General features: G+C 40.5%; 11 protein-coding genes. 7 read left to right on the top strand and 4 right to left on the bottom strand.

The window, feature by feature from the left end; translation table 11 throughout:
- Nucleotides 1-901 (top strand): hypothetical protein (locus AC1XUD_RS13435; RefSeq protein ID WP_483361523.1); only part of this gene is annotated, 901 nt, incomplete at its 5' end.
- Between the two features lie 670 nt (nucleotides 902-1,571).
- Here the strand turns inward: AC1XUD_RS13435 and AC1XUD_RS13430 are convergent.
- The 3 genes from AC1XUD_RS13430 to AC1XUD_RS13420 all read right to left on the bottom strand — a co-directional run bounded on the left by AC1XUD_RS13430 (nucleotide 1,572) and on the right by AC1XUD_RS13420 (nucleotide 3,535).
- Nucleotides 1,572-2,177 carry a DUF416 family protein gene (locus AC1XUD_RS13430; RefSeq protein ID WP_483361522.1) on the bottom strand — a complete coding sequence of 202 codons (606 nt, stop codon included), beginning with the start codon at nucleotides 2,175-2,177 and terminating at the stop codon, nucleotides 1,572-1,574.
- A 68-nt stretch (nucleotides 2,178-2,245) separates the two neighbouring features.
- Entirely contained in the window at nucleotides 2,246-2,704 is a 459-nt protein-coding gene (locus AC1XUD_RS13425; protein WP_483361521.1) for a DUF4265 domain-containing protein, read from the bottom strand.
- Between the two features lie 60 nt (nucleotides 2,705-2,764).
- On the bottom strand, nucleotides 2,765-3,535 hold the full coding sequence (locus AC1XUD_RS13420) for a hypothetical protein (RefSeq protein ID WP_483361520.1): 771 nt from the start codon (nucleotides 3,533-3,535) through the stop codon (nucleotides 2,765-2,767).
- A 128-nt stretch (nucleotides 3,536-3,663) separates the two neighbouring features.
- On the opposite strand from AC1XUD_RS13420, the gene AC1XUD_RS13415 reads away from it, so the two are divergent.
- From AC1XUD_RS13415 to AC1XUD_RS13390, 6 genes are all read left to right on the top strand, one after another.
- Nucleotides 3,664-4,005, top strand: coding sequence for a helix-turn-helix domain-containing protein (locus AC1XUD_RS13415; protein WP_483361519.1), 342 nt, complete (start codon nucleotides 3,664-3,666; stop codon nucleotides 4,003-4,005).
- A gap of 17 nt (nucleotides 4,006-4,022) precedes the next feature.
- Nucleotides 4,023-5,249, top strand: coding sequence for a primase-helicase family protein (locus tag AC1XUD_RS13410; protein WP_483361518.1), 1,227 nt, complete (start codon nucleotides 4,023-4,025; stop codon nucleotides 5,247-5,249).
- A 239-nt stretch (nucleotides 5,250-5,488) separates the two neighbouring features.
- Nucleotides 5,489-6,418: a toprim domain-containing protein gene (locus AC1XUD_RS13405; protein WP_483361517.1), complete on the top strand. Its 930-nt coding sequence runs from the start codon at nucleotides 5,489-5,491 to the stop codon at nucleotides 6,416-6,418.
- Nucleotides 6,419-6,541: 123 nt separating this feature from the next.
- Nucleotides 6,542-6,919, top strand: coding sequence for a MobC family plasmid mobilization relaxosome protein (locus AC1XUD_RS13400; RefSeq protein ID WP_483361516.1), 378 nt, complete (start codon nucleotides 6,542-6,544; stop codon nucleotides 6,917-6,919).
- Nucleotides 6,909-7,850, top strand: coding sequence for a relaxase/mobilization nuclease domain-containing protein (locus AC1XUD_RS13395; RefSeq protein WP_483361515.1), 942 nt, complete (start codon nucleotides 6,909-6,911; stop codon nucleotides 7,848-7,850). The genes AC1XUD_RS13400 and AC1XUD_RS13395 overlap by 11 nt, the downstream gene beginning before the upstream one ends.
- Nucleotides 7,847-8,431, top strand: a complete 585-nt coding sequence (locus AC1XUD_RS13390; RefSeq protein ID WP_483361514.1) for a hypothetical protein — start codon at nucleotides 7,847-7,849, stop codon at nucleotides 8,429-8,431. The genes AC1XUD_RS13395 and AC1XUD_RS13390 overlap by 4 nt, the downstream gene beginning before the upstream one ends.
- 495 nt (nucleotides 8,432-8,926) lie before the next feature.
- Here the strand turns inward: AC1XUD_RS13390 and AC1XUD_RS13385 are convergent, their stop codons facing one another.
- Nucleotides 8,927-9,088: a MerR family transcriptional regulator gene (locus tag AC1XUD_RS13385; RefSeq protein WP_483361513.1), complete on the bottom strand. Its 162-nt coding sequence runs from the start codon at nucleotides 9,086-9,088 to the stop codon at nucleotides 8,927-8,929.
- Nucleotides 9,089-9,095 lie beyond the last annotated feature (7 nt).

Here is a 9,095-nt window from a genome sequence, read left to right as displayed (position 1 = left end):
AAGAGATAAACTGATATTTTCTAAAAAGGGACCCGTGTATGGAAGGGGATATGACATTCGCCATCAAAATCCATATTTTTCTTTCCAGTTTTCCAGCCATCTCAGGATACTGAAAGATCTCGCAGTGGTTGACCTGATCTCATCAGACAGTGAAAGACGCTCTGAATTTCTAAAACAGGTCGACAAAATTCTGGAAAGGTTTAATCAATTCTGGGAAAATTATCACCTGCACTATCCAATGGGTTCGGAAACGATCGCTGATAATTTCTTGCTAGCTATCAGATTTGGCAAAATCTTCTACGCTAATATTCTGGAACCGGGTAAAACGGACATAATTGTTTCTTGGGAGTTTGTGGAAGATCTTTGCGATTCTGTCCGGGAGAGAGAGGAGAGCCTTGCCGTCTTTGTTAGTGAAATTCTGCAATTAGATTCGCCAAGTAATAAAGCCGAAGAAAATCCAGAGGTGTCCAGTGAACAGGTCCCTGTCAAAATTAAAAGGCGTCCTGTTTTTGCTGATGGGATTGCCGACCAGCTTTTCAAGATTCTAGAGAAATACTTCCTAAATGAGCAACAGAAGACATTGTATTCGCTTCTTAATGATAACGTCCTGCCTAAAAACAAACTCCTGTTTAATAGTAATGTAAATCAACTCGCAGATGCCTTCAAACAGCTCATTGAAGCAAATCTCATTGTTTCTTATAGCAAAGCTGAGCTTGAAGGTTGGATTGTAGATAATTTCCAGTACGTATCAAATTCTCTTGTTAAGCCATTCACAATAGGCTACCTTAACAGTATTATTTCGTCCGATGTCAAGGTTTGCAAGTCACCTATTTTCAAGATTTCGAAAGATGGCTCACAATTGATTCCTATTGCCTGGATTAAGAGAGGTAAGAATCCATAGTTTTCTAGATTAGGATTTTGTTTTGTGACGCCATGTTGTCCTAGGAAGCCAACCATAATACAACTTGAATTCAAAAATATCCGTGTCAACAGATGGATTTGCAACCTTTACTGCCCGAAGGCATCTTGCAAAATTATCATCAATTAAAGAAGGCAAAACTTTAACAGATTGTTCTTTGTCCGAAAAATACCTAACTGTCCAGAAACGATTATTGTAAACGTCGGACATGTTCGTAAGTTTAACCGAATGTATTGAAGACAGAGGGATTCGATGCTGTTCACTAACATAAAAAAAATGAGCGTCGAACTTTAATCCACGGTAAAAGAAACCATTCTTAAATAAGTATATTATGAGAATGAGTGGCAACAAAAGGATGACGTTTTTCATATTTCTGTGGGATTTTATTTATACATATAACTTACAAAAGGGATTGTGATCAAATTCATTAATACGCATTCGTTTCAATGTCAGGATGCTTATTCATTTTCACTACTCAAATTTTTTAGAATTATCGTCGCCTCGTTAAAATATGAATAAATCGAAAGTTAAAAACAACCTTAATTTTTAAACAGTAATTATTTAGAGGAATTTTTTTTACCACCGTTTTGAAGCTTGTAAATTATAAAGGCAAGTGCCTGGTATTTAAAGTCAAATCGACTGGTGTCGACATTTAACACGCTCCAGAATATCCATCAATGATGTCCGAATCACTTCGAAGACTGGTGATAAGCGAATCCGTAATTTTGGATAGGTCTAGTATTGAAAGCTTTTTTATCAAATTAAATTGCCTATGCTTCTCTCTTATCATTAGAGGATCCTTTTCTACTCGGACTTCAACGTTTGAATCATTGCTGTCAAAATCATCTCTTACCAAAATATACATGTCTACGGTGTCTCTGGCATAAGTTGCGACTTCAATGATGGATTCGAGTTTAGGTTCAATTATAAAATCTATCGTCCCCAGAATTGCTGTACATGCGTTTAAAGCAAATGAAGCTGTTAATTCAGGGAAATCCTCCGCATCCGGAGTGACAATATCTACTGCTGCCCAAAATCTCTTAAACTCTTGGGTATCGCACAGATTAGCATTAATTAAGTGCAAAAAAATGTTATCAATTGCATCTCGAAGTACTTCCGGGTCGCCCCACGTTGCCAAATTGTGAAAGTGGAGGTAGTTAGGATACAGGTGGTCGCAAGTCAGTGCTGCAAATAATAGTTTTCCCTTGTCGGACAACTTTGTCAGTCCAATCCTAAGATTTTCTTGGTACTGGTCCATCAGTTATTGTCTGGTCAAATTAGACGAGGAGGTTAAATTAGTTGTCTTAATGTAATGTTGTTGACAGTTCAATACCAGTGGCTATTCCCCAGGCAAGGCTCCGCATAGTCAATAATACCTTCACCTTGTAGTTTCAAAAGCTTTTCTCTAACAGGCAGATATGACTCATTTGCCGGAACATTGATTACAAAGTAACCCTCTTTAAACTTTTCTGACTCGCAATTCAACGCGTTGAAAATTTCCCTGATTTCATTAGTAACTACATTTTTCATAAGTATCACGACCTGGATAGTGGAATTTCCCGAATACTCAATTGTATCCCGGTATATCAACCTTTCTTTGCCTTCATCGTATTCTGCGTATACGATGTTTCCCGTGCTGGTCGGAGCATAAAATGGAATATTGTCAATTTTGTAAAGTCCTTTGTCTTCATTGGTGATTTCTGCCCAGACCGTTTCCACTGTCCAAGCATCTAGCACGTCGCTATGAAATTCGAAAAGAATTTTCACATAGTCCGTCTTTGACATATAATGCAGTGATATTTAATTGAAGACGTACACATATTCACGATGTACTGTCAGATTGTTTCATTGTTTATCTGGAAATTGATCTACCCTAGTCAACAAAGGAGAGCCACCACCATGATGGCTCGAATTAGGATAACTTTTGACCCACTTACCTCCCTCAGCGTCCAAGTAGTAAATATTCCAATCTTCATCGCGTCCGACTTCAACAAGCGATTTTTGCTTTTCATAGAGCTCCGATCCTGTTAAATGTGTTTTGTCTCCATGTTCCTTCAAAATAACGTCTAACATTTCTTTAACCACGTTTGCGATAGACCTAGAGGGAAATGTATCCTTAAAACTTGATAAGACATGTTTTTTATTGTTTTTATCATGAACGCTGATTTCTAGCCATTTAATTCTTATTACTGCGCTCTTCTGCAAAAGGGTGGTTTTTTCAATTCGCGAAAACCCCAAAATCCGCTTATGAAATAGCCACTTGAAAACCGGATTGATATTTTCAACTTCAAAATGTCTCTGAACGAGATTAACTATCAATATATTGTCTCCCCGAGTCAAATAGTATGCGTGGCATGCGCCATAGACTAACCACAAAAGAACCGCTACTGATTCCGTCAAATTGTTCTTGAGAAGCAAGAAATAAATCAACAAACCGAATGGCATAATTAACATAAACGCAAAAAAGAAGATCGAGCCGCCAATAGAGCGATCGTTAACGTCTAACACAATTCTATCAGAATCGATTCTTATGATACGATCAAACTTATACTTTTTAATAAAATGATTTAGCCTCAAAATCGAGTTCTCAGTTTTACGATTCATTTCATTGTCCATGAAGCATCAGTGTACAGAAACAATTGAAAAATATTAGTAGGCAAAAAGTCGGGTAAAACCCCTACCTACTTGTAACCCACCAAAGTAACCACATAACATTGCGGTATCAAACACAAAGACGCATTGTTATGGAACAGTACTCATTTGATCAGCTGCCACGCGCAGTTTCCGAGCTTCATCAGAAGCTTGACGTCCTTCAGGATCTTATTTTGGAATCACGGCAGGCAGTGCCACCGGCCGTTGAGCTGATGACAATTACAGAAGCTGCTGAATTTCTTAATCTATCGGTACAGACCTTATATGGTAAGGTTTGTCACAAGGAAATTCCTGTCAGCAAAAAAGGGAAGCGGCTTTATTTCTACAAGTCTGAATTGGAAGACTGGATCCGCTCAGGCAAGAAGAAAACCTTGGCAGAGTTAAAACAGGAATTCCCGGCAATTACCAGAATTGGTAAAGGGAAATTACGCTAGACACTAGTTTGTATATCATGTCAGCTAATAACTACCCGTTGAACCTGCCAGGCAGTTACATACGAGTGCAGACCGGCTACTACAAAAAGTGTATGCAGCCGACTGTCAACAAAGAATTCACAGAAATGTGGATTCCATGGTCAGCCGAAATGCTGAGACAAGATCTTTTGCCCAGCCAGATCAAGAAGATTAAAAAGTTTGATGGTTTCTGTTGTGTTCCGGATCATCTGGATTACAAAGAGATCGTTGGTAACTTTTACAATCTGTACCATCGGCTGGAAGCTAGGCCTGAGCCAGGGGAGCCGGTGGCTACCCTGGGATTTATCAAACATATATTCGTTGAACAGTATGAGATCGGTCTGGATTATTTAAGTCTACTGTACCAAAGGCCAACACAGAAGCTACCCGTGTTATGCCTGGTATCCAAAGAGCGGAAAACCGGAAAGACTACCTTTCTGAATTTGCTCAAATTGATTTTCGGAAAGAACATGACCTTTAATGGCAACAGTGACTTTCGCTCACAGTTTAATTCGGACTGGATGAATACGCTCATCATTGCAGTGGACGAAGTGCTGCTGGACAGAAGAGAAGACTCTGAAAAGATCAAAAACCTGAGTACGGCCAGAAACTCCAAAATAGAAGCGAAGGGAAAAGACCGGAAGGAAACCGAGTTCTTTGGAAAGTTTGTGTTATGCTCGAACAACGAGGAAAATTTCATTGTCATTGATCCTGCAGAAACACGCTACTGGATCCGTAAGGTTCCGGTATTGCCTTCGGAAAATATCCACCTTTTAGATATGATGGCCAGGGAAATTCCTTCTTTTCTCTATTATCTGCTTTCCCGGAATTTGTCAGTTCCTGTGCCGTTGACAAGAATGTGGTTTTTAGAAAGACAAATACGAACGGAAGCACTTTTGCGGGTGATTCGTAACAACCGCAACCGCTTGGAAACAGAAATGCTTTTCATACTCCGTGAAATCTTTGAGAATACGGGGACTGACAAGCTGGAATTTACCAATAAAGATATGCTGGAACTCTTGAAGCGCAATATGCCCAGATTGACTAGGCAACAGGTATCCAATGTGCTTCAAAACGACTGGGGGCTTCGGCCGGCAGCTAATAGTTTGAACTACCAAACTTATTTGTACAACAGCGCCAATGATTTAGTTAGTGTACATTCTACCGGGAGGTATTACAGCATTTCGATGAATTGGGTGAGCCAAAAGTTTGATGAGAATACCTAAATGGGGCTTAAGTGTTTAGTCATCAGCTAATAATGTGCTCATCAAAGTATTTGATTCTATGATGAGGTATGATGAGTATGATGATAAAACTCATCATTGTGATTATCGATGATGAGGTTATGATGAGCCCGGAACTGTATTGCCTATCAGATATTTATCTGTATTTCTCATCAGCTCATCATTAATAGGGCTACCACTAGCCTGCCTAAAAAATCTTTGCTCTTCAAAAAGATAAAATCATGAATATCAAGCAGCTAAATCAGATTCCGATTTCGGATTTTCTGGACAAAATTGGCATCGTTGCCAGCTATCAAAAGGGTGGGGATTATTGGTATATTTCTCCGGTTAGAGAACCTGAACAGACGCCCTCTTTTAGAGTAAACACAAAGATTAACCGTTGGTATGATTACGGATTGCAGCAGGGCGGAAAACTCTTTGATCTGGCTCAGAGGTTGAATCCACATCTGGATTCAACAGGTCTGATTGCAAAAGTCAGCGACGTTTTTATGTTTGAGCAGCAACATTCTTTGATGCGACATATATACCCAGACGTTCAGCCGGAAAAATCCATTTCTGCGGGTATTGTAATCAGTGAAGTTAGATCGCTTGGAGGTAATAAAGCGATTGCCGCATATCTTCAAAACAGAGGAATTGATCTAGGGATTTGCAAGCCTTACTGCAAGGAAGTATACTATCAGGTCGAGGGTAGAAGCTACTTCGCAGCAGGCTTTAAAAACAACTCCGGCGGATATGAACTAAGAAGTCAATACTTCAAGGGCTCATCTTCTCCCAAGGATATCAGCCACATCGAAAATGGTAACCGGTCGGTGTGTGTATTGGAAGGGTTCATGGATTTTCTTTCCCTTCTGACGCTGAGAAAAGAAAGCCTGGTCCGCAGTGATTTTCTGATCCTGAACTCTATCAGTTTCGTGGATCGCAGCATGGACATTTTGAAAGATTACAAAAATGTGTTTCTCTATTTGGACAATGATAATGCAGGCAGAAAGGCTTTGGAAAAATACGAAGCAGCTGGTCTGAACACCATTGATGCATCTGGTACGTATCAGAAGTTTAAAGATCTCAATGAGTATTTATTATACGGGCAGTCAAGGCAGCAAGAGCAAAACCAACGCAGGGATCTGAGAAGGTCCAGGGGGTACGGCTTATAAATGTCTTTAGGGAGCAAGTTTGTGTTTTCGCTTCGCAAAAACCCGTCCCGCTCCCGCGTGACTTCAACTTGCCTTTTTCTCCCGCTGGTCAAAAAAGGTTTGAAACAGATAATGGTATGTGTGATGGAAGAAACAGAAAAAAAAGACCAGAAATCTTATAATCCAAAAGGTGGAAGACCGACCAAGAAGGTCAAGCGTGAAAGTCAGCTGATGGTCAGGCTGACAGAAACTGAACGGTTTCTGATCGAAATGAAAGCCAGAGAAGCAGGTATGAAACCCAGCGCATGGTTTCGGCAGGCCGCTAAAAGAGCCAGGGTTATCGCCAGGCTAAAACCCGAGGATGCAGGACTTTTAAGAATGCTGGCCGGTATGGCGAATAACCTGAATCAACTGGCGCATCTGGCGCATAAGGACGGGCTATTATCTGTTCAGAAAAAATGCCGGGAGTTGCTTTCTGATATTGACGATGTACTTAAAAAACTACAAGAAGATGATCGGTAAGGTAACAGTCGGCAGCAGTTTTGCCGGGGTCGTGCGGTATGTCATTCAAAAACCGGAAGCCAGGTTTATCCATGCAGAGGGAATCAGAATGGAAAACGTTCAGAATGCAATCGATGATTTTAATATGCAGCGGAAACTGAACCCGGACCTTCGCCGGGCAGTTGGCCATGTGGCCCTGAGCTGGAGTAAAAATGACATCGACAAATTAACGACTGAAATAATGATGCAGCGGGCAAAGGAATACATGCAAAAGATGAAGATCAATTCGACTCAGTATCTTCTCGTTGAACACAAGGATAAAAGTCACCCGCATGTACATCTGATTTATAACCGCGTCAACAACGAAGGCAAAACAATCTCTGACCGGTTTCAAAGAGAAAGAAATCAAAAGATCTGTAAAGAAATGACTTTGAAATACGGCTACTACCTGGGCAAAGATAAAAGCCAGGTCAATCGTTTGCAGTTAACCGGTGCGGATAAGATCAAGTATGAACTTTATGACGCCATCGCGGCTGCTAGTCAAACGGCGCAAAACTGGAACGAGCTGGAAGCGGCTCTGAAAAAGCAAGGAATGGGTCTGGTGCTGAAATACAAATCCGGAACTCAGCAGATCCAGGGAATTAGCTTTAGTAAAGGTGATGTAAAGATGAAAGGATCTAAAATCGACCGAAGCCTGAGCTACAGCAGACTGGCTGAGAAAATCCAGCAGAATCAGAAACGGTTGATTGTAGGACTGGCTGCTTCGCCGGTCTCAGGAAAGCCAGGCATACAAAGTCAACTGCATACTTTTCAAGGATCAATCAGACGAGTGCATTCCGAAGATAATTTACTAAAAGACCTAATGAGTCCGGTCGAGTCGCATTCACAAACGGACCCGTATGAGCTCAGACAACGAAAAAGAAGAAAAATGTTTAAAGGACAATCATTATGAAAAAGATAGAAGAACAACTTGACGCAATAGAGGAAGTGCTCACGCAGCTAGTCAGGAAAATCTCTGCTGCCGATGAACATAACAAAAACCAAAAAGTCACGCCAGATGATAGGATCAGCATTATGCTGGCTGAAATCAATACCCAGTTAAAGAAACAGCCATCCGGGCAGTTGTTAACCGCTCAAATCAATGGCTTACAAAAGAGTATTGAGACCATTTCGCAGCAATCCCAGGTCAAGCACCACCATCATTTTGACCTAAAATCCAGGGGTTTTATTATTTCAGCCGCCGTACTGTTGATTGTCTCGACAATAAGTGTCGGCATTGCCGTCACCAACAACAATGAAAACAATCGGCTACATGCAATGGATGTTAAATACCGGATGATCCGGCAAGTAAATCCGGAAATTGCCACCTGGGCGGATAGCATATATTACCAGAATCCGGAGCTTGCGGAGCAGGAGACAGAAAAACGAGAAGCTCACGAATTGGTATTAAAGGATGCGGAAGCGCTTTTGAAACAGAAACAGCAGGAAATCAAAAATGCTCAGAATCTCGTCAAAAAACTGAAAAAGAATTGATTTTAACTTTTGTAGCCAAATAATTCCTCTTATTGACATAAATCGATGAATTCGGCAGCAAAAGTTGATGAAAGTTTATGTTTGGTAGAAAAAGTTAACTTTTGGCAGGATTAATCTTTCAGAACTAAGATATAGGTATTGCTGAATGAGACGAAACGTAAGTGACAACTGTAGTTATTAGCCCTTTTTTCTTAGCAATTCCATCAAATTGTGAGCTGTATTGTTAAGTCCAACTTTGCAATTTATCAGAAGGTTTCTGGTCCATTTATCATGGATTTGATCTGACCATTTCGGAATAAACAAACCAACATCTGCTAAATTTAGTAACAAATCTCTGATTGGCGCCGGATACCAAACACAAGCATCGAGAATAGCAACAAACAGGGATGAAGAAATCATTCGTAACCCAGATTTAAGTGCTGAGCCTGCTGAGCCAAAAAAACAGGCTGGTTTTTCTTACTTGCTTTTGCTCCGTATCATATGCCAGTAATGGGTCTAACGAAATTCGTCTATGGGTGCCGCCTTTTTAAATGGGATTACTCCTGTTTCAAGTAGCTTTATTATATGTGGTCTGGACACATTCAGAATATCCGCTTCCTGCTGGGTACTTAATTCAGAGTCAGATGGGATTAGGGAAATTGTTGTTTCTTCTGCCATGAATGAT

The sequence above is a fragment of the Dyadobacter sp. HNCC25DJ184 genome (genome assembly GCF_056895215.1).
The sequence above is the reverse complement of the archived record's forward strand: the minus strand, read 5'-3'. Positions and strand labels throughout refer to the sequence as shown.